Raw genomic sequence first — 24,433 nt, 5'->3', positions numbered from 1 at the left:
GCGGTCCGCAATTCCTCACGATACGTGCCGGAGGCAACCTGCAACCCGGGGATGCCATATCTCCCCACGACAGGAGCGCACGGAACGTCAGTCGGCCGTTCGGTACGTCATGACTTCGGCCGGAAGGTCCCGGCCAGCGTCTTCCAGGTGTCCGTGCGCAGATCGCCGTCCCAGTCGTCGGCCTTCGCCGTGTACATCAGCCCGTATCCCTGATGCGCGTTGACGACGAATCCACGGTCGATCACCCGGTACGTGGTACCGCCGTCGACGTAGGTGAACTCCCAGTCGGCCGTGTTCCAGCCCTTGTACTCCACCTTCGCGATACGGATCTTCTTGTACTGGGAGCGCTGCATGTAGCGCTCCTGGTTCTCCCAGTCCGCCACCGGGTCGTCCTTGGGCGTGGACGTCCAGGCGACGAGCAGCCGCTGCCCGTCGGGACCGGTGAACCGGTCACCGGCATCGTCCGACGACTGGTACTTCCAGCCCTTCGGCAGCCCGATGGAGTACCCCTGACCACCCTTGTACGTCTTCACCGAGCCGTCGTCGCCCGAGGAACCGGAGGAGGTGTCGTCGTCGCTCCCGCCGGGGGCGGCCGAACCGCCGGTGGTGTTCTGCGCGTCCGACCCGCTGGTCGCGGTGCCGCTGGTGCTCCCGTTGTCCGTGTGCGTGCTGCCGCCGCTCCGGCCGTTGCCGTTGCCGCTTCCACCGCCGCTGCCGGTGCGGGCCGTCGCGCCGCTGGTCACGGCGGTCTTGGCGCCGCCCTTCTTGCCGTCCTGCTCGTCGCTGTCGCCGCCGTGGAGGGTGAGCGCGAGCACCGTGCCGAGCACGGCCAGTACCACGACGACCGCCACGATCACCAGCGTCCGCTTCGGCACCACGTCGGTGAGCGGCGCCCTCGGCGGCTGCGCCGGCCGCGGGGGCCGGTCCGGGTCCGGCAGTATGGGCCATCCCGAACTCGGCTTCGTCGCACCGGAGTTCGATCCGGCGGTGCCACTTTCGCTCCGCGCACCCGCGGAGGCCGCCCCCGCATCGGACGCGTCCGATGCGCCGGGTGAACCGGCCGGGCTCGACGTCCCGGCGGCGGGCCTCTTGGCACTCGGAGTGCTCGGGGAGGCAGCGTCCTCGGACGCCTGCTCCGGCCCGGCTCCCGAGGACTTGGTCCGCGCGGCGGAGCTCGCGGCGGCCGTGGCCGCACCGAGCGACGCCGCGGACTTGCGTACCGACCGCAGCGCCCCGCGCAGCCGCTCGGCCGCCTCCTCGCCCCGCTTGCCCCCGGAGGCCGGAGCCCCCTCGTCCCCGCTCTTCCCGGGCACCGGCGGCAGCGGCACGACCCGCGTCGCGTCCGCGGCGACCTTCTCCTTCTCGTCCGGCTCGTCCGGCGCGTGGATGACCTCGTTGAGCATCGCCCGGGCGCCCGCGTCGTCGAGGCGCTGCTGGGGATCCTTCGCGAGCAGGCCGTAGATGACGCTTTTCAGCGGGCCCGCGTTCTTCGGCTCCTCCAGAGGTTCGGTCATCACCGCGGTCAGCGTGGCGATCGCCGACCCCTTGTCGTACGGCGGGATGCCCTCGACCGACGCGTACAGCAGTCCGCCGAGCGACCACAGGTCCGCCGCCGGGCCGGGCTTGTGCCCGCGCGCCCGCTCCGGCGAGATGTACGAGGGGGCGCCGACCAGCATGCCGGTGGAGGTGACGGAGGGGTCGCCCTCGACCTGCGCGATGCCGAAGTCCGTGAGCACGACCCGGCCGTCCTCGGCGATCAGCACGTTCGACGGCTTCACATCGCGGTGCAGGATGCCCTCGCGGTGCGCGGCGCGCAGCACGTCGAGCACCACGAGTCCGACCTCGGCGGCGCGCTTGGGCTCCAGCACGCCGTCCTCGCGGATGACCTCGGCGAGCGACTTGCCCTCGATCAGCTCCATCACGATCCAAGGCCGGTCGTCCTCGTGGACCACGTCGAAGACCGTCACCGCGCCGTTGTTGCGGATCCGGGCGATCGCCTTGGCCTCCCGCAACGTGCGTGTGATCAGGCGCCGTTTCTCGTCCTCGTCGATGCTCGACGGGAACCGCAGCTCCTTGACCGCGACCGTACGGCCCAGGGTCTCGTCCTCGGCCCGCCACACCGTGCCCATGCCGCCGCGGCCGAGTACGTCTCCCAGCCGGTACCGCCCGGCGAGGAGACGTTCGCTCTTGTCCTGACGGGATGTCCCCGCCCGCTCCGCCTCCGACATGCGTCCCCTCATGCAACCCGCCCTGACAGAGCCTCCATTGTCCCCCACGCGCGGACCGCCCAACGCCCAGGGTGCCCCTGGTTCGGCGGGTCGTCCCACGCCGGAGGGCGTCCTGAGAGACCCGCCGGAGCATGAACGAGACCCGGACAGGGCGCCCGAGAGCCCGGTCTGCACCGCTGCGTCCGCTGTGCACCCCTGGCGCGCCCATGTCCCGTCGCCGGAACCGGTCACGCGGGAGGCCCGATCCGTCCCTGTCACAGGTTCGTCCCATGATGGGCCGCGGCGAGGAGGGATCGCACTGCCGCCGCGCCGGACAACCCCATCACGCTTCCCCGACCGTATTGCCGCGCCTCGACCGCCGACGGATCCGGCGGCTCCGGCGACTCCGACGTCACAAGGCCCGACCGGCCCGCGGACACGGACGGGGCACGGACTCCGGCCCGGAACCGGCCCCGCTCACGGTCGGATTCCGCCCCCGCACCTCTTGGAACGACCCGGTTCCGAACAGAGATCCCGGATCGCGCCACCCGTTCGAGTGAATCCGGGTACGCCCTGGCGGCTACAGCGGCACTATGTCCGGCGCCCCCAGCCTCGCCGCATCCGCCGTCAGATCGTCGGGCTGACGCTGCGACTCCCGCTCCGCCTCCACCCGCTTCTCGTAGTGCTCCACCTCGCGCTCTATCTGGTCCATGTCCCAGCCGAGTACCGGGGCCATCAGTTCGGCCGCCTCCCGGGCGCTGCGCGTGCCGCGGTCGAACGTCTCGATCGAGATGCGCGTCCGCCGCGTCAGCACGTCGTCCAGATGCCGGGCGCCCTCGTGCGACGCCGCGTACACCACCTCGGCGCGCAGATAGTCGTCGGCCGCGTGGAGCGGTTCGCCCAGTGAGGGATCGGCCGTGATCAGGTCGAGCACCTCGTCCGCCATCGAGCCGTAGCGGTTCAGCAGATGCTCGACCCGGACCACGTGCAGTCCGGTGCGCGCGGCTATGCGGGCCCGTGCGTTCCACATCGCCCGGTATCCCTCGGCGCCCAGCAGGGGGACGTCCTCGGTGACGCATTCGGCCACCCGCCGGTCGAGGCCGTGCACCGCCTCGTCGACGGCGTCCTTGGCCATCACCCGGTACGTCGTGTACTTGCCGCCCGCGACGACCACGAGCCCGGGCGCCGGGTGCGCCACGGTGTGCTCGCGGGACAGTTTGCTGGTGGCGTCGGACTCTCCGGCGAGTAGGGGCCTCAGGCCCGCGTACACCCCCTCGACGTCGTCCCGTGTGAGCGGGACAGCGAGGACCGAGTTCACATGCTCCAGCAGATAGTCGATGTCGGCGCTGGAGGCCGCGGGGTGTGCCTTGTCGAGACTCCAGTCGGTGTCCGTCGTGCCGATGATCCAGTGCCGGCCCCACGGGATGACGAAGAGGACGGACTTCTCGGTCCGCAGGATCAGGCCCGTCGTCGAGTGCACCCGGTCCTTCGGCACGACCAGATGGATCCCCTTGGACGCCCGGACATGGAACTGGCCCCGCTCGCCCACCATCGCCTGGGTGTCGTCGGTCCACACCCCCGTGGCGTTGACGATCTGCTGGGCGCGGACCTCGTACTCCCCGCCTCCCTCCACGTCCTGGACCCGGGCGCCGACGACCCGCTCACCCTCGCGCAGGAAGCCGATCACACGGGCCCGGTTGGCGGCCTTCGCGCCGTACCACACGGCTGTGCGCACCAAGGTCGCCACGAAGCGCGCGTCGTCCATCTGCGCGTCGTAGTACTGCAAGGCGCCGACCAGGGCGTCCTTCTTCAAGCAGGGGGCGACGCGCAGGGCGTGACGGCGGCTCAGGTGACGGTGCAGCGGCAGGCCCCGGCCGTGGCCGCGCGCCATCGACATGGCGTCGTAGAGCGCGACACCCGAGCCCGCGTACAGCCGCTCCCAGCCCCTGTGCTGAAGGGGGTACAGAAACGGGACCGGCTTGACGAGGTGGGGCGCCAGGCGCTCCAGCAGCAGACCGCGCTCCTTCAGCGCCTCGCGCACGAGTGCGAAGTCCAGCATCTCCAGATAGCGCAGGCCGCCGTGTATCAGCTTGCTCGACCTGCTGGAGGTGCCCGACGCCCAGTCACGGGCCTCGACCAGGCCCGTGGACAGGCCGCGGGTGGCGGCGTCCAGCGCCGTGCCCGCGCCGACCACGCCCCCGCCCACGACCAGCACATCCAGCTCGCGCTCGGCCATGCCGGCCAACGACTCGGCACGCTGCGCCGGCCCCAGTGTCCCTGTCCTCACCGCTGCCTCCCGCCATGTCGCGCCGGCCGCACCCGTCAAGCGAGACCCGGCTCACCTCTCCTCATGCCCAAAGTCTGACCGCGATGCCCGACTTCGGCCACCACGCACCGGCAGCCTGTGGACAAACACCTGAGGAAACGCGCGTAGTCAATCACGCAAATCGGTCATATTTACTCCTAGTCTGACATTGCCCTCGTCGCTCGCTCATTCTGTCCACAGCAGTTGCGCACCGCTCCCGCCTCGGCTACTGGGAAGGACGGCCCACGCCATGCCCGCAGATCTCGCCGTCATCGGACTCGGTCATCTCGGCCTGCCCCTGGCCCAAGCCGCCGTCGCGGCCGGCATCCCGACGCTCGGGTACCGGACCGGCCCCGAGGCCGGCTCCCTCACCGCCGCCGAACTGCGCCGGATGCTCGCCCGGGGCTTCCGGCCCACCTCCAGCCCCGCCGAGCTCGGCCGTGTCCGCACCGCCGTCATCTGCGCCCCGGCCCCGCGCGGCACGGACGGCGCACCCGACCTCACCCAGGTGGAGTCCGCCGCCCGCACCCTCGCCGAGCGGCTGCGCCCGCACACCACCGTCATCCTGGAGTCACCGGTTCCGCCCGGCACGACGGAGAATCTCCTGCGTCCGCTCCTCGAAGCGGGCTCCGGGCTGCGCGCGGGCCGCGACTTCCACCTCGCCTACTCGCCGAGCCGCGTCGACCCCGGCAACCGCGACTTCGGGGCCGCCAACACACCCAAGGTCATCGGCGGCCTCACCCCCGCCTGCACGGAGTCCGCCGCCACCTTCTACGGACGCCTGACCGACAAGGTGGTACGCGCGCGTGGGCCGCGCGAGGCGGAGACCGTGCAGGTGCTGGAGACGAACTACCGGCAGGTAAACATCGCCCTCGTCAACGAGATGGCGGTGCTCTGCCACGACTTGGGCGTCGACCTGTGGGACGTCATCCGCTGCGCGGAGACCAAGCCGTTCGGCTTCCAGGCGTTCCGCCCCGGCCCCGGCGTCGGCGGCCACGCCGTCCCCCAGGACCTGGCCGCCGCGACCGGGCGCAGCCTGCGCATGGTCGAACTGGCACAACAGGTCAACAGCCGCATGCCCCCGTATGTCGTACAGCGCGCCGCCGCCCTCCTGAACGAGCACGGCAAGTCGGCCCGCGGTGCCCGGGTCCTGCTGCTCGGCGTGACCTACAAGCCTGACCTCGCCGACCTCCAGGGCTCCCCCGCACACGAGATCGCCCTGCGTCTGATGGAGCTGGGCGCGTCCGTCAGCTACCACGACCCGCACGTCCCGGCATGGAGCGTCCTCGACCGCCCGATCCCGCGCGCGGACTCCCTCTACGAGGCGGCGGCGGGCGCGGACCTGACGATCCTGCTCCAGCAGCACCGCACCTACGACCTGCAAGGCCTGTCGGTGAAGGCCCAGCTGCTCCTGGACACACGGGGCGCCACGCCCACGGGGGCGGCGCATCGGTTGTGAAGAGGGGCGCGTGGGGGTACGGGCCTGTGGGTCAAAGGCGCATGGGATCCGGCGCCGGCAGCGTAGGGAGCACGTGAATCCGCAAGATCCACCTCCTCCGGTACCCGGCCGCCCGACGGCGGATCCGCTAGCGTACAAAAGGCGGAGCCCACCGCAGCGGCCACTGCGGCAGGCTCCAGACGGGTTACGGGTGTCCGCCCCTAGTCTCCTTGGGGGCGGCCGCTCACCATCCGAAAATCCGCAAGATCCACCTCATCCGGCACTTCACCGTCCACAGACGGATCCGGTCCCAGCGGGTGGGCTTGCGGTGACGGCCCATGGGCGCGCCCCCTTCCGCAATGCCGCCCATTGGCCCGGTGGGCGGCTCTGTCGGAACTCGGGCCGGGCCCCGACCGGCCGGGGTCCGGAACCTTGTCCTTGGAAGGGGGCGCCCCGGAGAACGGGGTCGCCGAACGCGGACACTATCGGCTCAACAGGGCCATCCCTCACGCTTTCGCCTCAAAGGCAACCGTGCGCCCCTCCGCAGCAATACACGCCCCCACCTGGGCACTTGGACACACGAAGGGGCCTGGTTCACCCACCGGAGTGATCCAGGCCCCTTCGTCCGCTCAAGCCGAGCGCGGCGTCATGTCACCGCCGGTGCTGCGAGTCCGCCACCGTGACCTCGACCCGCTGGAACTCCTTCAGCTCGCTGTAGCCCGTGGTCGCCATGGCCCGGCGCAGGGCGCCGAAGAAGTTCATCGAGCCGTCCGGGGTGTGCGAGGGGCCGGTGAGAACCTCCTCGATCGTGCCGACCGTGCCGAGGTCGACCTTCTGGCCGCGCGGCAGCTCCTCGTTGACGGCCTCCATGCCCCAGTGGTGGCCCTTGCCGGGCGCGTCCGTGGCGCGGGCCAGCGGGGAGCCCATCATCACGGAGTCGGCGCCGCAGGCGATCGCCTTGGGGAGGTCGCCGGACCAGCCGACGCCGCCGTCCGCGATCACGTGCACATACCGGCCGCCGGACTCGTCCATGTAGTCGCGGCGGGCCGCCGCCACGTCCGCGACCGCCGTGGCCATCGGGACCTGGATGCCGAGCACGTTGCGCGTGGTGTGCGCGGCGCCGCCGCCGAAGCCGACCAGGACGCCGGCCGCGCCGGTGCGCATCAGGTGCAGGGCGGCGGTGTAGGTGGCACAGCCGCCGACGATCACCGGGACGTCGAGCTCGTAGATGAACTGCTTCAGGTTCAGCGGCTCGTGCGAGTGAGAGACGTGCTCCGCCGACACCGTCGTACCGCGGATGACGAAGATGTCCACGCCCGCGTCCACGACGGCCTTGGAGAACTGGGCCGTGCGCTGCGGGGAGAGCGCGGCCGCGGTGACCACGCCCGAGTCGCGCACCTCCTTGATGCGCTGCCCGATCAGCTCCTCCTTGATGGGAGCCGCGTAGATCTCCTGGAGGCGGCGGGTGGCGGCCTCGACCGGCAGCTCGACGATCTCGTCGAGCAGCGGCTGCGGGTCCTCGTGCCGCGTCCACAGGCCCTCGAGGTTCAGCACGCCCAGGCCGCCCAGCTCGCCGATGCGGATCGCGGTGGCCGGGGAGACGACCGAGTCCATGGGGGCGGCCAGGAAGGGCAGCTCGAAGCGGTAGGCGTCGATCTGCCAGGCGATCGAGACCTCCTTCGGGTCCCGCGTACGGCGGCTGGGGACGACGGCGATGTCGTCGAAGGCGTACGCCCGGCGGCCGCGCTTGCCGCGCCCGATCTCGATCTCAGTCACGTCTGTGGCCTTTCCCTGATGCGTTTCAGCGTCTTCCAGTATCGCCGACCGCCGCGACGGGAGCCGCCCCGGACGAGAACGGGGACGATCCCGGCGTACGGCAGAGGGCGGTCCGGACGTACGACGAGGGCGGTCCGGAAGCTTCCGGACCGCCCTCTGAGGTCGTCACCCGCACGACACGCGCGCGGGCGACGGCCCCCGCACGACACGCGCGCGGGGGCCGTCGCCCGCGCTGCACGCGCGCGTGCGTTCACTTGCCGCTGTAGTTCGGCGCCTCGACCGTCATCTGGATGTCGTGCGGGTGGCTCTCCTTGAGACCCGCGGAGGTGATCCGGACGAACTGGCCCTTCGTCTGCAGCTCGGGGACCGTCCTGCCGCCGACGTAGAACATCGACTGGCGCAGACCGCCCACCAGCTGGTGCACCACCGAGGAGAGCGGGCCGCGGTAGGGCACCTGACCCTCGATGCCCTCCGGGATCAGCTCGTCGTCCGAGGCGATGCGCTCCTGGAAGTAGCGGTCCTTGGAGAAGGACTTGCGGTCGCCGCGGGACTGCATGGCGCCCAGGGAGCCCATGCCGCGGTACGACTTGAACTGCTTGCCGTTGATGAAGAGCAGCTCGCCCGGCGACTCCTCGCAGCCGGCGAGCAGCGAGCCCAGCATCACCGTGTCGGCGCCCGCGACCAGGGCCTTGGCGATGTCGCCGGAGTACTGCAGGCCACCGTCGCCGATGACCGGGACACCGGCCTCCTTCGCGGCGAGCGAAGCCTCGTAGATGGCGGTCACCTGGGGTACGCCGATGCCGGCGACCACGCGGGTGGTGCAGATGGAGCCCGGGCCGACACCGACCTTGATGCCGTCCACACCGGCGTCGATCAGGGCCTGCGCGCCGGCGCGGGTGGCGATGTTGCCGCCGATGACGTCGACGCCGGACGAGTTCGACTTGATCTTGGCGACCATGTCGCCGACCAGCCGGGAGTGGCCGTGCGCGGTGTCGACGACGATGAAGTCGACACCCGCCTCGATCAGGGCCTGGGCGCGCTCGAAGGCGTCGCCCGCCACGCCGACCGCGGCACCGACGATGAGCCGGCCCTTGGCGTCCTTGGCGGCGCTCGGGTACTGCTCCGCCTTGACGAAGTCCTTGACCGTGATCAGGCCCTTGAGGACGCCCTCGTCGTCGACCAGCGGAAGCTTCTCGATCTTGTGGCGGCGCAGCAGCTCCATGGCCTCGCCGCCGGTGATGCCGACCCTGCCGGTGACCAGGGGCATCGGGGTCATGACGTCGCGTACCCGACGGGAACGGTCGCTCTCGAAGGCCATGTCACGGTTGGTGACGATGCCGAGCAACTTGCCGGCGGGGTCGGTGACGGGGACACCGCTGATCCGGAACTTGCCGCACAGGGCGTCGGCCTCGGCCAGGGTGGCGTCCGGGTGGATGGTGATGGGGTTGGCCACCATGCCGGACTCGGAGCGCTTGACCAGGTCGACCTGGTTGGCCTGGTCCTCGATGGACAGGTTGCGGTGCAGTACACCGACGCCGCCCTGGCGGGCCATCGCGATCGCCATGCGCGATTCGGTGACCTTGTCCATGGCGGCGGACAGAAGCGGGATGTTGACCCGGACGTTCTTGGAGACGTACGAGGCGGTGTCGATCTCGTCGGGCGCCATGTCCGACGCGCCCGGCAGCAGCAGCACGTCGTCGTAGGTCAGCCCGAGTGTCGCGAATTTCTCGGGCACTCCGTCGACGTTGGCAGTCATGACACCTTCCCCAAATGGCCTTGATCGGTGCGGATGTCCATGCTAACGGGAAGCGTGGGTATCTCATTCCACGGTGGGAAGTGACCCTCGGCTTCGTATGTTCGTACGGAGACGAGGGTCCGCCGGTTCAGACACGGGGTCGGCGGGGCCGTGCCGCGCACCGGCCCGAGCGGGCTCCGGGGCCCCCGGACTGCGCCGTTCTGGCTGGTCGTCGTTGCGGCGGTGAAGAAACCGCGGCCGCGGCACGCACGGACAACGGCAGTGCCGCTACTGCTCGGCGAGCGCGCGCAGCCTGCTCAGCGCCCTGTGTTGCGCCACCCTCACCGCTCCCGGTGACATTCCCAACATCTGACCTGTTTCCTCCGCGGTCAAGCCCACGGCGATCCGCAGCAGGAGCAGCTCGCGCTGGTTCTCGGGGAGATTGGCCAGGAGTTTCTTGGCCCACTCGGCGTCGCTGCTCAACAGCGCCCGCTCCTCGGGACCCAGCGAGTCGTCCGGGCGCTCCGGCATCTCGTCCGACGGGATCGCCGTCGAGCCCGGATGGCGCATCGCCGCGCGCTGCAGGTCCGCGACCTTGTGCGCGGCGATCGCGAAGACAAACGCCTCGAACGGGCGTCCGGTGTCCTTGTAGCGCGGCAGCGCGAGCAGCACGGCCACGCAGACCTCCTGCGCCAGGTCCTCGACGAAGTGCCGCGCGTCACCGGGCAGCCGCGACAGCCGCGTACGGCAGTAGCGCAGGGCCAGCGGGTGAACGCGGGCGAGCAGGTCATGGGTCGCCTGCTCGTCGCCGTCGACGGCGCGATGGACGAGCGCACCGATCACCGTTGTCTCGTCGTCGCGCATCGGTCCATGGTGCCTTGGTGTCGTCCGATCCGTGGCACCGCGTCCGTAGTTGTGCACCGAAGCGTTATGAGCAGGTGCGCCGGAACCCATCACCTGCGCCCTCCCCTCCCGCTCGACCGACTCGTCCCCGAGGAACTCCACACCTCAAGGATGCGGCATCCGCGGCGAAACGAGCAGCGGGCACCCGGCGGGCCCGGTTGCGGGCCCCGCCCACCGTGCGGTAGGCGGGGATCTGCGTACCCCCGCGGTGGTCCACTTAGCGGACCAGACCCCATCGGAAGCCGAGCGCCACAGCGTGCGCGCGGTCCGAGGCGCCGAGCTTCTTGAAGAGCCGGCGGGCGTGCGTCTTGACCGTGTCCTCGGAGAGGAACAGCTCACGGCCGATCTCCGCGTTCGAGCGGCCGTGGCTCATGCCCTCCAGGACCTGGATCTCGCGCGCGGTGAGCGTGGGCGCGGCGCCCATCTCGGCCGAGCGCAGCCGCCGCGGGGCGAGCCGCCAGGTCGGGTCGGCGAGGGCCTGCGTGACGGTCGCGCGCAGTTCCGCGCGCGAGGCGTCCTTGTGCAGATAGCCGCGCGCGCCGGCGGCGACCGCGAGCGCCACCCCGTCCAGGTCCTCCGCGACGGTGAGCATGATGATGCGCGCACCGGGGTCGGCGGACAGCAACCGCCGCACGGTCTCGACGCCGCCCAGACCGGGCATGCGTACGTCCATCAGAATCAGGTCCGAACGGTCGGCACCCCAGCGGCGGAGGACTTCCTCGCCGTTGGCCGCCGTCGTCACGCGCTCGACACCGGGCACGGTCGCCACCGCACGGCGGAGCGCCTCTCGGGCAAGCGGGGAGTCGTCGCAGACGAGGACGGATGTCATGACCGCCCTCCGCAGCTGATGCGCGTCACCTTGAGCCTCCAGGCTGTTACGAATCGTCACCTGAGCGGTCGACGCCCTCGGACGCCTGCCCGAGCGCTTGTTGTTTCAACCGCCTCCGCACTCTCAACGATGGTCACTCGAAAGAGTTACGGTGCAGCCAGTCGTCTTCGGCACTGTACGTGAGGGCACGGACACGGTGCATACATGCGCGGCGGACCCTCGAACTTTCATCACAACCTATGCCCCATTTAGCCGCTTTTCTTCCCGTTTGCTGGTGTCTAGGGCTAGATTCGCAATGAGTCATATTTTCATATCCTTAGATCGTCGATGTACGGTCGGGGGCAGGTATCCGCCCAAAACGGCAACAAGGGGACACGCAATGGCAGATTTCTCCCGCCTTCCCGGTCCGAACGCGGATCTGTGGGACTGGCAGCTCCATGCGGCCTGCCGTGGGGTCGACAGTTCGCTCTTCTTCCATCCCGAGGGAGAACGCGGGGCGGCCCGGAGCGCTCGTGAGAACTCGGCCAAAGAGGTCTGCATGAGGTGCCCCGTACGCGCCGAGTGCGCGGCCCATGCACTGGCGGTGCGCGAGCCGTACGGCGTATGGGGCGGACTGACCGAGGACGAGCGCGAAGAGCTCATGGGGCGAGCACGGAACCGGCTGGTGCCGGCGTCGACCTCCAGCGGGGGCTCCACCGCCTCGAACAACTGAAGGAACGTTTTTGCACGACGGGCACGCACGAGCGTGCCCATTTTTGGGGTACGCCGGACCTTCCCGGGGTACCACCGGGCCGCATGACACACGGCCCCCGTCGCGGATCGGGCTAGCGCACGGCCGCCCGCCCCAGCTCCTCCAGCGTCGCCCCCACCGCCGGCACGTGCGCCAGATCCGGCAACGTCAGGGCGACGATCTCCCGCCGCACCGTCGGTTCCAGCGCCACCGGGCGCACCCCCCTCGGCCGTACCGACTCGATCGCGAGCTGCGGCAGCACGGCCACCCCGAGCCCGGCGCCGACCAGGCCGACCACCGCCGGATAGTCGTCGGTCGCGAAGTCGATACGGGGCGCGAAACCGGCGCTCTCGCACACCTCCACGAGCTGTCCCCGACAGCGCGGACAGCCCGCGATCCACGGTTCCCCGGCCAGTTCGCCGATGGCGACCGACTGTGCGCGCGCCAGCCGGTGCCCCTCGGGGACGAGGGCGACCAACCGGTCGGTGAGCAAGGGGCGTACGAACAGGTCGTCCCATTCCTCCGCGCCCGCCGCACCTTCGTAGCGGAAGGCCAGCGCGACATCGCAGTCGCCCGCGCGCAGCTTCTCGACGGACTCCGGCGGTTCGGCGTCCTCCAGGGAGACCCGGGTTCCCGGGTGCGCGGCGCGCAGGGCGGCCAGCGCGGTGGGGACGAGCGTGGAGCTGCCGCTCGGGAAGGAGACGAGACGGACGCGGCCGGCCCGCAGCCCCGCGATCGCGGCGACCTCTTCCTCGGCGGCCGTCAGCCCGGCGAGGATGCCCGAGGCGTGCCGCAGCAGCGCCTCGCCGGCCTGGGTCAGGCGCATCGCGCGGCCGGTGCGGATGAGCAGGGGTGTGCCGACGGACGTCTCCAGCGCCTTCATCTGCTGGCTGACGGCGGGCTGGGTGCAGCCCAGCTCGCGCCCCGCCCCCGAGAAGGAGCCGGTGGCGGCCACGGCGCGCAGCACACGGAGATGACGGGCCTCGATCACCCTGTGAGCATAAGCGCATCTTGGGTACGGCGGCACAAATCACGTCGACGCTTTGACCACCGCTCCCCTACTGTGCGGGCATGAAGCTTGTTTCTGTAAACCTCGGCCGGCCCAGGTCCGTCGCCTCCACCGACCAGCCCGAAGGGCTCACCGGTATCGACAAGCGGCCCGTGGACGGGCCGGTGCGGGTGGCGGCGCCGGGGCCCCAGGGGGTCGGCGCGAGCGGAGTCGCCGGGGACGCGGTGTGCGACCTGCGGTTCCACGGCGGCGACGACCAGGCGGTGTACGCGTTCGCGCGCGAGGACCTCGATGCCTGGGAGCGGGAGCTGGACCGCCGGCTGCCGAACGGCTCGTTCGGCGAGAACCTCACCACCGAGGGGCTCGACGTGTCCGGCGCCCGGATCGGCGAGCGCTGGCGCATCGGACCCGAGGTCGTGCTGGAGGTGACCTCGGGGCGCATACCGTGCCGTACCTTCCAGGAGCATCTGGGCGAGCGCGGCTGGGTCAGACGGTTCACGCGGCAGGGCGCGCCCGGCGCATATCTGCGGGTGATCGCACCGGGTGAGATACAGGTCGGTGACCCCGTGGAGATCGTGCACCGGCCCGGCCACGACATCACGGTCGCCCTCCAGTTCCGGGCCTCGACGACGGAACGGCACCTGCTGCCCCGTCTGTTGGCGGCGGGCGAGGCACTGCACCCGGGCGTCGCGAGGACGGCACGGGAGTACGCGCGCGAACACGCCTCGGGGAACTGACGCGAGATGTGCGCACGTTGGCGGTGGAGCCGGTGAAATCCCCGGTCGGGCGAGCGGACTCCGTCAGTCCGGGTCACTATCGTTGGCGCATGACAACGGCTCTGATTACGGGATCGACCGCGGGCATCGGCGCCGCGTTCGCACGGCGGCTCGCCGCCGACGGCCATGACCTCGTCCTCGTGGCGCGCGACACCAAGCGGCTGCGCGAGCAGGCGACGGAACTGCACGACCGCCATGGCATCGAGGCGGAGGTGCTCACCGCGGACCTGGCCGCCGACGAGGGCATCGAGGCGGTGGCCGCGCGCCTGTCCGACCTCAGGAACCCGGTCGATCTGCTCGTCAACAACGCGGGCTTCGGGAACAAGGGCCGTTATCTCGATGTGGCGATGGCCGACGAGCTGCGGATGCTGAAGGTGCACTGCGAGGCCGTGCTGCGGCTGACCAGCGCGGCGGCCGAGGCCATGCGCACCCGCGGGCGCGGCGGCATCGTGAACGTGGCCTCGGTCGCGGCGTTCGTCCCGCGCGGCACCTACGGCGCCTCCAAGGCGTGGGTCGTGCAGTTCACCCAGGGCGCGGCCCGGGACATGGCCGGGTCGGGCGTACGGCTGATGGCGCTGGCCCCGGGCTTCGTCCGTACGGAGTTCCACCAGCGGGCCGGGATGGGCACGGACAACATCCCGGGCTGGATGTGGCTGGACGCCGACAAGCTGGTCGCGTCCGCGCTCGCGGACCTGGCGCGGGGCAAGACGCTGTCGATCCCGGACCCGCGGTACAAGGCGCTGATGGGTCTGGCGAAGGTGACGCCGCGCGCGCTGCTCGGCGGGATCAGCTCCCGGACGGGGCGCAAGTACGGGCCGCAGTGACGGGCGCGGGCTCCGTGCGGAGGTGACGGGCGGAGGCTCCGTACGGAGGTGACGGGGGAGGTGGCCTCGCCGCTCCGGTGCGAAAATGGCCTTGACCGAACCGGACGCAGCGCGCCGGAGGCGACGTCATGACCTTCGTACAGCTCATCGAGTGCAGGACGGACCGGTTCGAGGAGATGAACCGGCTGATCGACGCATGGGTCGAACAGACCCGGGGGAAACGGACGGCCACGCACGACCTGGTCGGCAGAGACCGGTCCGACGGGTCGCACTTCGTCGAACTCGTGGAGTTCCCGTCGTACGAGGAGGCGATGCGGAACTCGAACCTGCCCGAGACCGGCAGGATCTTCCAGGAGATGGTCGCCCTGTGCGACGAGATGCCCGTCTTCATGGATCTCGACGTGGTGCGCGACGAGCAGTTGTGGGTCGACGCCGTGCGGCGCTTCTTCGCCACGCTCTCGGCGGCGGACGAACTGCCGCCGCTCAACGACCTGATCACGGAGGACTGCCACAGTCACGACCCCGTCAACCGGCACGCCACCATCGGACTGGACGCGATCCGGCGCGAGTGCCGGATGTGGCGGGACGCCTTCGACTTCGCCTTCACCACCCAGGACCTGATCGCGCAAGGCGAGCGGGTCTGCGCACGGTGGACCTGGAATGCCACGCACAAGGGCGAGTTCCTCGGGATCACCCCCACCGGACGGCAGGTCACCATGACCGGGATGACCCTGTTCCGGTTCGGGCCGGACGCGAAGATCGCCGACATCTGGTGGCAGTACGACCAGCTGGGGCTGATGGACCAGCTCGGCGCGCTCGACGCGCTGGAGGACTGAGGACTGCGGCCTCGCCCCCGGGCTGTCGCGCGCGGCGGAACGCGCCGAGGCCCGGCGCCCCGTTCTCAGGGGGCCGGGCCTCGGTCGGCTCGGAAGGATCAGCCGTCAGTGGGAGTGGCCGTGACCGTGACCCGCGGCGGCCGGCTCCTCCTCTTCCTTCTTCTCGACGACCAGGGTCTCGGTCGTGAGCAGCAGGGAGGCGATGGAGGCGGCGTTCTCCAGAGCGGAGCGGGTGACCTTGACCGGGTCGATGACGCCGGCCTTGACCAGGTCGCCGTACTCGCCGGTGGCGGCGTTGAACCCCTGGCCCTTCTCCAGCTCGGCGACCTTGGAGGTGATGACGTAGCCCTCCAGGCCGGCGTTCTCGGCGATCCAGCGCAGCGGCTCGACGACCGCGCGGCGGACCACGGCGACACCGGTGGCCTCGTCGCCGGTCTTGCCCAGGCCGCCCTCCAGCACCTTCGCGGCGTGGACGAGCGCGGAGCCACCACCGGAGACGATGCCCTCCTCGACCGCGGCGCGGGTCGCGGAGATGGCGTCCTCCAGACGGTGCTTCTTCTCCTTCAGCTCCACCTCGGTGGCGGCGCCGACCTTGATCACGCACACGCCGCCGGCCAGCTTCGCGAGGCGCTCCTGGAGCTTCTCGCGGTCCCAGTCGGAGTCCGTGGTCTCGATCTCGGCCTTGATCTGGGCGACGCGGCCCACGACGTCCTCGGACTTGCCGCCGCCGTCGACGACCGTGGTGTCGTCCTTAGTGACCGTCACGCGGCGGGCGGAGCCCAGCACGTCCAGGCCGACCTGGTCGAGCTTGAGGCCGACCTCCTCGGCGATGACCGTGGCGCCGGTGAGGACCGCCATGTCCTGCAGCATCGCCTTGCGGCGGTCACCGAAGCCGGGGGCCTTGACGGCGACGGCGTTGAAGGTGCCGCGGATCTTGTTCACGACGAGGGTGGACAGGGCCTCGCCCTCGACGTCCTCGGCGATGATCAGCAGCGGCTTGGAGGAGCCGGCCTGGATGACCTTCTCCAGCAGCGGCAGCAGGTCCGCGATGGCGGAGATCTTGCCCTGGGTGATGAGGATGTAGGGGTCGTCGAGGACGGCCTCCATGCGCTCCTGGTCCGTCACGAAGTACGGCGACAGGTAGCCCTTGTCGAAGGCCATGCCCTCGGTGAAGTCCAGCTCCAGACCAAAGGTGTTGGACTCCTCGACGGTGATGACACCGTCCTTGCCGACCTTGTCCATCGCCTCGGCGATGAGCTCGCCGACCTGCTGGTCCTGGGCGGACAGCGCGGCGACGGCGGCGATGTCGGACTTCTCCTCGATCGGACGCGCGGTGGCCAGCAGGTCCTCGGAGACCGCGGCGACGGCAGCGTCGATGCCCTTCTTCAGGGCGGCCGGGGAAGCACCCGCGGCGACGTTCTTGAGGCCCTCGCGCACCAGCGCCTGGGCGAGCACGGTGGCGGTGGTGGTGCCGTCACCCGCGATGTCGTTGGTCTTGGTCGCCACCTCCTTCACCAGCTGGGCGCCGAGGTTCTCGTAGGGGTCCTCGACCTCGACCTCACGGGCGATGGTGACACCGTCGTTGGTGATGGTCGGGGCGCCGAACTTCTTGTCGATGACGACGTTGCGGCCCTTGGGGCCGATCGTCACCTTGACCGTGTCGGCAAGCTTGTTGACGCCGCGCTCGAGGGCGCGACGGGCGTCCTCGTCGAACTTCAGGATCTTCGCCATGGAGCGTTTCAGTCCTCTCGTTGCGATCCCCGGCCGCTCCCCGGGAGCAGCCGCCATCGCGATGAAAAACGAACAGCGCCCCCGACACCCGGCTGATCAACGGTCGCGGGGCCAGGGGCGCAGTTCGAAGCAGTCTGCTTCGGTGAATTACTTCTCGATGATCGCGAGCACGTCGCGAGCCGAGAGAACGAGGTACTCCTCGTTGTTGTACTTCACCTCGGTGCCGCCGTACTTGCTGTAGAGCACCACGTCGCCGACCTTGACGTCGAGCTCGACGCGCTTGCCGTCCTCGATGCGGCCCGGGCCCACGGCGAGGACGACGCCCTCCTGGGGCTTCTCCTTCGCGGTGTCCGGGATGACCAGGCCAGAGGCCGTGGTCTGCTCGGCGTCCAGCGGCTGGACCACAATGCGGTCCTCGAGCGGCTTGATGGCAACCTTGGAGCTGGTGGTCGTCACGATCCGACCTCCCCCTTCGGAGATCTCACGGGGTTAACTGTCTGAGGTGGCGACCAGGTGGATCCGTCGTCGCGGGTGCCGGACCTGCCCGTCGCGTATTGGCACTCTCCAGTGGGGAGTGCCAGAGCCGAGACTATGACCGTGATTAGCACTCGGTCAAGCGGAGTGCCAATTGCCGGTGGCGCGGCGCGTGAACAGGGTGTCCGGGCCCGGCCTACAGGTAGTCCTCCAGGCGCCCCACCGTGAACCCTCTTGCCTGAATACGGCGCAGAAGCCGGGCCGTCTCGACGGCCAGCGAGGCGAGGGGGCGGCCGGCTTCATGGGCGAGGACGATGTCCCCCGAGTGAGGTGGCGCACCCCGGCCCCGGCGGCCGGCCCCCGGGCCCCGGGCGGGACGCCACAGGATCAGGGCCTTGATGCCGCAGTCCGCAGCGGCCTTCAGCGTCGTACGGTCGTATCCGCCCCGCGGGGGCCGCAACAGCCGGGTGGGCGCGCCCAGCCGCGCCTTCAGCCGGTCGCGCTGACCGCAGATCTCCGCGCGCTGCTCGTCGTACGGGCGGCCGCGCAGCGCGGCGTCGTGCAGGGCCCGGTTCTGGATGACCGCGCCGGCGGCCCGCAGCCGTGCGACGCGCGCATAGCCGGGATCCACGGCGCTGTCGGTGAGGAACACGCTGACCGGCAGCCGCAGTTCGCGGACCATGGCGACGAACCGGGGATCGTCCTCGGCACCCTCGTCGTAGGTCAGGAAGACGACCTTGTCATGGGTGGGGACGCGGTCGAGCACCGGCGGCAGGCGCTTCTCCGCCCGGCCCGTGGGGCGGTCGGGCCGGGGCGCGGGCGCGAGCGGGGCGGGCAGACCCCAGCGCCGGTAGGGCCGGCCGTGGGGGGCGTGCGTGGGGTGGACCCGCTGGGCCGCCTTCCTGCCCAGTCGTTCGATGGGGTCGACGGACTGGGCGCAGCCGGACAGCAGCGCGGCGGCGAGTACTCCGGCGACCATCGCCCGCACCGGGCGCCGCCCCCTCACGGTTGGTCCTCCGGATGTGCCGCCGCGCACCCCGCGTCCGCGGCCTCCTCCAGAAGTTTCCTGTCACCGTTCGCACGCTTTTGTTCATTTTGTCGTACGAGCCGCATGGTGTCGGATCCTCGCAGCCGACGCGGGCCACGGCGGGCCGACACCGCGGCCGGACGCACGCCGTCCACCGACTGGCCGACAATGGCCCCGTGAACGACCTCTCCCTCGACTCCCTCCTCGGCCCCGAGGGCCGCGCCCTCCTCGACGAGGTGCGCGGCACCGCCCCGGCCGAGGAGCTGGCCGTCGCCACCCGGCTGCGCCGCGAGCACCCCGCCGAACTGGTGTCGGCGGCCCTCACCCAGGCGCGGCTGCGCGAGCGGGCGGCGGCGAAGTTCGGGGCCGAGGACGCGCAGCGGATGTTCTTCACCCCGAACGGCGTCGAGCAGTCGACCAGGACGACGGTCGCCGCCCATCGCGCGCAGCGGCTGCGGGCGATGGGCGTGACCTCCGTCGCCGACCTGTGCTGCGGCATCGGCGGCGACGCGATCGCCCTCGCCCGGGCCGGCATCCGGGTGCTCGCCGTGGACCGCGACCCGCTGACCGCGGCGGTGGCGCGGGCGAACGCCGAGGCGCTCGGCCTGTCCGCGCTGATCGAGGTGCGCGAGGCCGATGTCACGCGGGTGGACGTCTCGTCGTACGACGCCGTCTTCGTGGATCCGGCACGGCGCGGCGGGCGCGGCCGCATCTTCGACCCGGAGGCGTACTCACCCCCGCTGTCCTGGGCCGTGGCCACCGCCCTGAAGGCGCCGCGCGCCGCGCTGAAGGTCGCGCCCGGCATCCCGCACGAGGCGGTGCCCGCAGACGCGGAGGCCGAGTGGATCTCGGACGGCGGGGACGTGAAGGAGGCGGTGCTGTGGTTCGGCACCGAACCCGGTCTCGTCCGCGCCACCCTGCTGCCCGGGCCCCGCGAAGTGCGCGGCCGCGGCCTGCCCGATCCGCCGGTGCGCCCGCTCGGGCGCTACCTCTACGAGCCCGACGGCGCCGTGATCCGCGCCCATCTGGTGGCGGAGGCGGCCGAGGAACTGGACGGCGGGCTGATCGACGAGACGATCGCGTACGTGACCGCGGACGCGCACCACGACTCCCCCTGGGCCACCGCCTACGAGATCACCGACCACCTCCCCTTCAACGTGAAGAAGCTGAAGGCCCTGCTGCGGGAGCGTCAGGTCGGGGTGCTGACCGTGAAGAAGCGCGGCTCGGCGGTGGAGCCGGAGGAACTGCGCCGCAAGGTCCTGCCCAAGCCGTACGGCCCCCACGCGGTGACCGTGTTCCTGACCCGGGTGGCGGGAGCACCGACGATGCTGCTGGGGCACCCGGTCTGACGGGCTCCCGGCCGCCTACCCGCACTCCCGGGCACGGGCCTGGAGGAGTTCCCGCTCACGTTCGTTGCGGGCCAGGGCGGCGGCGCGGACGAACTCGGCGCGGGCCTCGGCCGGGCGGCCCAGCCGGGCCAGCAGATCGCCGCGCACGCTCGGCAGCAAGTGGTAGCCCCGCAGGGCGGGTTCGGCGGACAGCCGGTCGACGATCTCCAGGGCCGGTCCGGGACCGTCCGCGTGCGACACGGCGACCGCGCGGTTCAGTTCGACGACGGGGGACGGGGACCGGGCGGCGAGCAGACCGTAGAGGGTGGCGATGGCGGTCCAGTCGGTCTCCTCGTAGGTGTAGGCGTGCGCATGGCACGCCGCGATCGCCGCCTGGAGGGTGTACGGGCCGGGCGCGCCGGCGGCGGTCGCCTCGGCGCGGGCCAGCGCGTTGATGCCGCGGGCGACGAGCATGCGGTTCCAGCGGCGGCGGTTCTGGTCCTTGAGAAGGACGGGGGCGCCGTCGGGCCCGGTGCGGGCGGGGGTGCGGGACGCCTGGAACTCCAGGAGCGAGGTCAGCGCGTGCACCTCCGGTTCCTTCGGCATGAGGGAGGACAGGATCCGTGCCAGACGCAGGGCGTCCTCGCACAGGGAGGGCCGCAGCCAGTCGTCGCCGGACGTGGCCGCGTAACCCTCGTTGAAGATCAGGTAGATGACGTCCAGGACGGAGCCGAGACGGGCCTCGCGGTCGGGGCCGTAGGGGACCTCGAAGGCGATGTTCCGCGTCGCCAGCGTGCGCTTGGCGCGGACGATGCGCTGGGCGATCGTCGGCTCCGGGACGAGATACGCGCGGGCGATCTCGGCCGTCGTCAGACCGCCGAGCAGCCGCAGGGTGAGAGCGGTGCGGGCCTCGGCCGACAGCACCGGGTGGCAGGTGGTGAAGACCAGGCGGAGCAGATCGTCGTCGATGTCGTCGGGATGCGCGGGCTCCTCGGGCGCCGCGGTGGTCTCCAGGTCCCGGCCGATCTCCGCCAGCTTGCGGGCGTAGCGCTCCCGGCGGCGGACCAGATCGACGGCGCGGTGCCGGGCGGTGGCCATGAGCCAGGCGCCGGGGTTGTCGGGCACGCCGTCCCGGGGCCACTGCTCCAGGGCCGCGACCAGCGCGTCCTGGGCCAGTTCCTCGGCGATCCCGACGTCACGGACGATACGGGCGACTCCCGCGACGACCCGGGGGGACTCCAGGCGGAAGACGGTCTCGATGGCGTGGCCGACGGGGGCGGCGGCGGGCTGCTGTTCCACAGCCCACCATGCAACACCCCTGCCGGGCGTACGCCAAGGAACGGTCAGGCCTCGGCGATCTCCCGCACCTCGCAGGTCACGGTCCAGTGCTCCTCGTGCACCTTCAGGAACCGGTTGGTCCACTCCAGCGCCTCGGCCATGTCCTTGCACTGCATGATCGCGTAGCCGCCGACGACCTCCTTGGACTCGGTGAACGGCCCGTCGGTGACGGACAGCTTCCCGCCCTCCCAGCGCACGGTGGCGCCCTGGGCGGAGGGGGTGAGCCCGGCGGTGTCGAGCATCACGCCGGCCTTGGTGACCTCCTCGATCAGCTCGCCCATCCGCTGCATCAGCTCGGGGCTGGGGCCCTCGGCGGGGGCGGTGGACTCGTCGATCCGCACGAGCGACAGATAGCGGGGCATGGTGACTCCTTCGGTCCGGAAGCGACGGGGCCTGTCCCCGCCTCTCACCCGTGCGTCGATCGGGCGGCACCCGGATCGACACGGTCTCCGGAATTCTTCGAAGATTTTTTTCTCTGGGGCCGCTCAGCCGCCGTCGACCGTCTCGAAACGCCAGCGGTGCACCGTGCGGGTCACCAGCTCTCCGTCCGGCTCGGGCAGTTCGGGGAGGCCGGCGGCGGGGTCCGCGTCCCACCACGTGATGACGAGAACACGGTCCTGGGGAGCCCGGAGGGTCTCGCGCCGCAGCGGCGCGGGCGTCAGCTCCTGGGCCCGCACCCAGGCCAGCAGGTCCTCGCCCCGCCCGGCCACCGCCCGGGCCTCCCACATCAGCGCGACCGTCACGAGTACAGGTTCTCCTTGCTGATCTCATGGACATGGTCATGGGCGTGCGCCTGGCCGGGCACATGCGGGTCCGTCACCGGCAGCGACGAGTCCGCCGACAGATCCCAGTCCGAGGCGGCCCGCCCGCGGGCGACCATCTCCGCGCCGAGCGCCGCGACCATCGCGCCGTTGTCGGTGCACAGCTTGGGACGGGGCACCCGAAGCCGGATCCCGGCCGCCTCGCAGCGCTCCTGGGCCAGGACGCGCAGACGGGAGTTGGCCGCCACGCCACCGCCGATCATCAGATGGTCGACGCCCTCGTCCTTGCAGGCTCGCACCGCCTTGCGGGTCAGCACGTCCACCACCGCCTCCTGGAAGGAGGCCGCCACGTCGCGCACCGGGACCTCCTCGCCCGCCGCGCGCTTCGCCTCGATCCAGCGGGCCACGGCCGTCTTCAGACCGGAGAAGGAGAAGTCGTACGCGGGATCGCGCGGACCGGTCAGCCCGCGCGGGAACGCGATCGCCTCCGGGTCGCCCTCCCTGGCGTACCGGTCGATGACCGGGCCGCCGGGGAAGCCGAGGTTCAGCACGCGGGCGATCTTGTCGAAGGCCTCGCCCGCCGCGTCGTCGATGGTCGCGCCCATCGGCCGTACGTCCGAGGTGATGTCGGTGGAGAGCAGCAGCGAGGAGTGCCCGCCGCTCACCAGCAGCGCCATCGTCGGCTCGGGCAGCGCGCCGTGCTCCAGCTGGTCCACGCAGATGTGGGAGGCGAGGTGGTTCACCCCGTACAGCGGCTTGCCCAAGGCGTACGCGTACGCCTTCGCCGCCGAGACGCCGACCAGCAGCGCACCGGCGAGCCCGGGCCCGGCGGTGACGGCGATGCCGTCCAGGTCCTTCGCGCTCACCCCCGCTTCCTTCAGCGCCCGGTCGATGGTCGGCACCATCGCCTCCAGGTGTGCGCGGGAGGCGACCTCCGGGACCACGCCGCCGAAGCGCGCGTGCTCGTCGACGCTGGAGGCGACGGCGTCCGCGAGAAGGGTGGTACCGCGGACGATGCCGACGCCGGTCTCGTCGCAGGAGGTCTCGATCCCCAGGACCAGGGGTTCGTCAGCCATTGTTGTCGGTTCCTCGTACTGAAGGGGGGCCCGCAGCGAAGCCGCTGTCGGGCGAGGTGGTCAGGCGCATCACCAGAGCGTCCACGTTCCCCGGCTGGTAGTAGCCGCGTCGGAACCCGATGGGCTCGAAGCCGAAGCGCTCGTAGAGCTTCTGTGCGCGCACGTTGTCGACCCGGCACTCGAGCATCACCTGGGCGCACTCGAACGCGGTGGCGGCCCGCAGCAGCTCGCTCAGCAGCCGCCCGCCGAGTCCCGTGCCCCACAGGCCGCGGGCCACGGCGATGGTCTGGATGTCGGCCAGGTCGCCCTGGGCGGCCAGCCCCGCATAGCCGACGATCCGCCCGTCGTCGACCGCCACGATGTACCGCCGGGTCGCCTCCGCTCCCCTGGCGTGCGCGAGCTCGGACCAGAACATGCCCCGTGACCAGGCGTCCTCGGGGAAGAGCTCCTTCTCCAGCTCCAGGACGGGGTCGATGTCCCACCAGCGCATCTCGCGCAGCACGGGTGTCACGGGCCCGGTCACTTGGGGGTGACCACCTTGTAGTTCTTCGGCACCTGCGCGTCGGGGCGGCGCAGATACAGCGGGCGGGGCGCGGCCAGTTCCTCGCCCGCCGCCAGCCGCTCCGCCGCCAGGGACGCGAGCGCGGCCGCCGAGACATGCTCGGGCTCATGGGCCCGCGGGAACGTGTCCGGGTACAGCAGCGCGCCGGCGCCGACAGCGGGCAGGCCCGCGACCTGCTCCGCGATGTCCGCGGGGCGGTCCACGGCGGGGTCGGTCACCCGGGTGCGGGCGTTGTCGTACCGCGCCCAGTAGACCTCCTTGCGACGTGCGTCGGTGGCCACGACGAAGGGCACCTCCAGGTCGGAGGCGTAGGCGAGACCGTCGAGGGTGCACACGCCGTACACGGGCACCCCGAGCGCGAGACCGAAGGTGTCGGCGGTCATGAGACCGACACGCAGCCCGGTGTAGGGGCCGGGGCCCACGCCCACGACGATGCCGGTGACGGCGTCGAGCCGGGTGTCCGCCTCGGCGAGGACCCGGTCGACGGCGGGCAGCAGCAGTTCCCCGTGCCGTCGCGCGTCGACCTGGGCGGAGGAGGCGACGACGGACGTGCCGTCGTGCAGGGCGACGGTGACGGCGGGGGTGGCGGTATCCAGAGCGAGCAAGAGCACGCAAACAGCGTACGGCGCCCGCGCCCGACGCACGGCCGGGCCGGTCCGGCGCGCGCCTGCTGCTACCGTCACAGCGAAGAAGTACGACGGATCGATCAACGATCGGATACGTCGTACGAGTGGTGAACCGGGCGACGCACTCTTCCGCGTGCGGGGG

At 71.3% G+C, this 24,433-nt stretch carries 22 protein-coding genes; 6 read left to right on the top strand and 16 right to left on the bottom strand.

The window, feature by feature from the left end; genetic code table 11:
• Positions 1 to 107: 107 nt before the first annotated feature.
• Positions 108 to 2,228 (bottom strand): serine/threonine-protein kinase, encoded by a 2,121-nt coding sequence (locus tag AB0L95_RS29665; protein ID WP_365166649.1) that lies wholly within the window; start codon positions 2,226 to 2,228, stop codon positions 108 to 110.
• A 559-nt stretch (positions 2,229 to 2,787) separates the two neighbouring features.
• The gene (locus AB0L95_RS29660) at positions 2,788 to 4,494 is read right to left on the bottom strand and encodes a glycerol-3-phosphate dehydrogenase/oxidase (protein ID WP_365166647.1); all 1,707 of its coding nucleotides are present in this window, start codon (positions 4,492 to 4,494) and stop codon (positions 2,788 to 2,790) included.
• A gap of 268 nt (positions 4,495 to 4,762) precedes the next feature.
• On the opposite strand from AB0L95_RS29660, the gene AB0L95_RS29655 reads away from it, so the two are divergent.
• Positions 4,763 to 5,971, top strand: coding sequence for a nucleotide sugar dehydrogenase (locus AB0L95_RS29655; protein ID WP_365166644.1), 1,209 nt, complete (start codon positions 4,763 to 4,765; stop codon positions 5,969 to 5,971).
• A 630-nt stretch (positions 5,972 to 6,601) separates the two neighbouring features.
• Here the strand turns inward: AB0L95_RS29655 and AB0L95_RS29650 are convergent.
• From AB0L95_RS29650 to AB0L95_RS29635, 4 genes are all read right to left on the bottom strand, one after another.
• Entirely contained in the window at positions 6,602 to 7,726 is a 1,125-nt protein-coding gene (locus tag AB0L95_RS29650) for a GuaB3 family IMP dehydrogenase-related protein (protein ID WP_365166641.1), read from the bottom strand.
• Between the two features lie 250 nt (positions 7,727 to 7,976).
• Positions 7,977 to 9,482, bottom strand: coding sequence for an IMP dehydrogenase (gene guaB / locus AB0L95_RS29645; protein WP_365166639.1), 1,506 nt, complete (start codon positions 9,480 to 9,482; stop codon positions 7,977 to 7,979).
• A gap of 267 nt (positions 9,483 to 9,749) precedes the next feature.
• Positions 9,750 to 10,325 carry a sigma-70 family RNA polymerase sigma factor gene (locus AB0L95_RS29640; RefSeq protein WP_365166637.1) on the bottom strand — a complete coding sequence of 192 codons (576 nt, stop codon included), beginning with the start codon at positions 10,323 to 10,325 and terminating at the stop codon, positions 9,750 to 9,752.
• A gap of 256 nt (positions 10,326 to 10,581) precedes the next feature.
• Positions 10,582 to 11,193, bottom strand: a complete 612-nt coding sequence (locus AB0L95_RS29635; RefSeq protein ID WP_003948568.1) for a response regulator transcription factor — start codon at positions 11,191 to 11,193, stop codon at positions 10,582 to 10,584.
• Positions 11,194 to 11,572: 379 nt separating this feature from the next.
• Between AB0L95_RS29635 and AB0L95_RS29630 the strand changes: the two genes are divergently transcribed.
• Positions 11,573 to 11,905 carry a WhiB family transcriptional regulator gene (locus tag AB0L95_RS29630; protein ID WP_361653398.1) on the top strand — a complete coding sequence of 111 codons (333 nt, stop codon included), beginning with the start codon at positions 11,573 to 11,575 and terminating at the stop codon, positions 11,903 to 11,905.
• A 112-nt stretch (positions 11,906 to 12,017) separates the two neighbouring features.
• Here AB0L95_RS29630 and AB0L95_RS29625 read toward each other — a convergent pair whose 3' ends face one another.
• The gene (locus AB0L95_RS29625; RefSeq protein WP_365166635.1) at positions 12,018 to 12,914 is read right to left on the bottom strand and encodes a LysR family transcriptional regulator; all 897 of its coding nucleotides are present in this window, start codon (positions 12,912 to 12,914) and stop codon (positions 12,018 to 12,020) included.
• A gap of 80 nt (positions 12,915 to 12,994) precedes the next feature.
• Between AB0L95_RS29625 and AB0L95_RS29620 the strand changes: the two genes are divergently transcribed.
• The 3 genes from AB0L95_RS29620 (at position 12,995) to AB0L95_RS29610 (ending at position 15,368) form a co-directional block, all read left to right on the top strand.
• On the top strand, positions 12,995 to 13,669 hold the full coding sequence (locus AB0L95_RS29620) for an MOSC domain-containing protein (RefSeq protein ID WP_365166633.1): 675 nt from the start codon (positions 12,995 to 12,997) through the stop codon (positions 13,667 to 13,669).
• 89 nt (positions 13,670 to 13,758) lie between these two features.
• Entirely contained in the window at positions 13,759 to 14,532 is a 774-nt protein-coding gene (locus tag AB0L95_RS29615; protein WP_365166631.1) for an SDR family oxidoreductase, read from the top strand.
• Between the two features lie 128 nt (positions 14,533 to 14,660).
• Positions 14,661 to 15,368, top strand: a complete 708-nt coding sequence (locus AB0L95_RS29610) for an ester cyclase (RefSeq protein ID WP_365166628.1) — start codon at positions 14,661 to 14,663, stop codon at positions 15,366 to 15,368.
• Positions 15,369 to 15,473: 105 nt separating this feature from the next.
• Here AB0L95_RS29610 and groL read toward each other — a convergent pair whose 3' ends face one another.
• From groL to AB0L95_RS29595, 3 genes are all read right to left on the bottom strand, one after another.
• Positions 15,474 to 17,099, bottom strand: coding sequence for a chaperonin GroEL (gene groL, locus AB0L95_RS29605; RefSeq protein ID WP_365166626.1), 1,626 nt, complete (start codon positions 17,097 to 17,099; stop codon positions 15,474 to 15,476).
• A 147-nt stretch (positions 17,100 to 17,246) separates the two neighbouring features.
• A complete protein-coding gene (gene groES, locus AB0L95_RS29600; RefSeq protein ID WP_234513400.1) occupies positions 17,247 to 17,555 on the bottom strand; it encodes a co-chaperone GroES in 309 nt (102 codons plus the stop codon).
• 214 nt (positions 17,556 to 17,769) lie between these two features.
• Positions 17,770 to 18,552: a polysaccharide deacetylase family protein gene (locus AB0L95_RS29595; RefSeq protein ID WP_365166736.1), complete on the bottom strand. Its 783-nt coding sequence runs from the start codon at positions 18,550 to 18,552 to the stop codon at positions 17,770 to 17,772.
• 224 nt (positions 18,553 to 18,776) lie between these two features.
• On the opposite strand from AB0L95_RS29595, the gene AB0L95_RS29590 reads away from it, so the two are divergent.
• A complete protein-coding gene (locus tag AB0L95_RS29590; protein ID WP_365166623.1) occupies positions 18,777 to 19,949 on the top strand; it encodes a methyltransferase domain-containing protein in 1,173 nt (390 codons plus the stop codon).
• A 15-nt stretch (positions 19,950 to 19,964) separates the two neighbouring features.
• On the opposite strand, the gene AB0L95_RS29585 is transcribed toward AB0L95_RS29590, so the two are convergent.
• The 6 genes from AB0L95_RS29585 to tsaB all read right to left on the bottom strand — a co-directional run bounded on the left by AB0L95_RS29585 (position 19,965) and on the right by tsaB (position 24,276).
• Positions 19,965 to 21,227, bottom strand: a complete 1,263-nt coding sequence (locus tag AB0L95_RS29585; RefSeq protein ID WP_365166621.1) for a sigma-70 family RNA polymerase sigma factor — start codon at positions 21,225 to 21,227, stop codon at positions 19,965 to 19,967.
• Positions 21,228 to 21,271: 44 nt separating this feature from the next.
• Positions 21,272 to 21,628 (bottom strand): YciI family protein, encoded by a 357-nt coding sequence (locus AB0L95_RS29580; protein ID WP_365166619.1) that lies wholly within the window; start codon positions 21,626 to 21,628, stop codon positions 21,272 to 21,274.
• Positions 21,629 to 21,751: 123 nt separating this feature from the next.
• A complete protein-coding gene (locus AB0L95_RS29575) occupies positions 21,752 to 22,009 on the bottom strand; it encodes a hypothetical protein (protein ID WP_365166616.1) in 258 nt (85 codons plus the stop codon).
• Complete coding sequence (tsaD, locus tag AB0L95_RS29570; RefSeq protein ID WP_365166614.1) at positions 22,006 to 23,103, bottom strand: tRNA (adenosine(37)-N6)-threonylcarbamoyltransferase complex transferase subunit TsaD; 1,098 nt, start codon at positions 23,101 to 23,103, stop codon at positions 22,006 to 22,008. Before tsaD ends, AB0L95_RS29575 begins: the two co-directional genes overlap by 4 nt.
• The gene (gene rimI, locus AB0L95_RS29565) at positions 23,096 to 23,626 is read right to left on the bottom strand and encodes a ribosomal protein S18-alanine N-acetyltransferase (protein ID WP_365166612.1); all 531 of its coding nucleotides are present in this window, start codon (positions 23,624 to 23,626) and stop codon (positions 23,096 to 23,098) included. The genes tsaD and rimI overlap by 8 nt, the downstream gene beginning before the upstream one ends.
• Positions 23,623 to 24,276 carry a tRNA (adenosine(37)-N6)-threonylcarbamoyltransferase complex dimerization subunit type 1 TsaB gene (tsaB, locus tag AB0L95_RS29560; protein ID WP_365166609.1) on the bottom strand — a complete coding sequence of 218 codons (654 nt, stop codon included), beginning with the start codon at positions 24,274 to 24,276 and terminating at the stop codon, positions 23,623 to 23,625. Before tsaB ends, rimI begins: the two co-directional genes overlap by 4 nt.
• Positions 24,277 to 24,433: the final 157 nt, after the last annotated feature.

Origin of the sequence: Streptomyces sp. NPDC052036 (genome assembly GCF_040680495.1) — a bacterium.
Taxonomy (GTDB): domain Bacteria; phylum Actinomycetota; class Actinomycetes; order Streptomycetales; family Streptomycetaceae; genus Streptomyces.
This window is presented reverse-complemented; position numbering and strand designations above follow the sequence as displayed.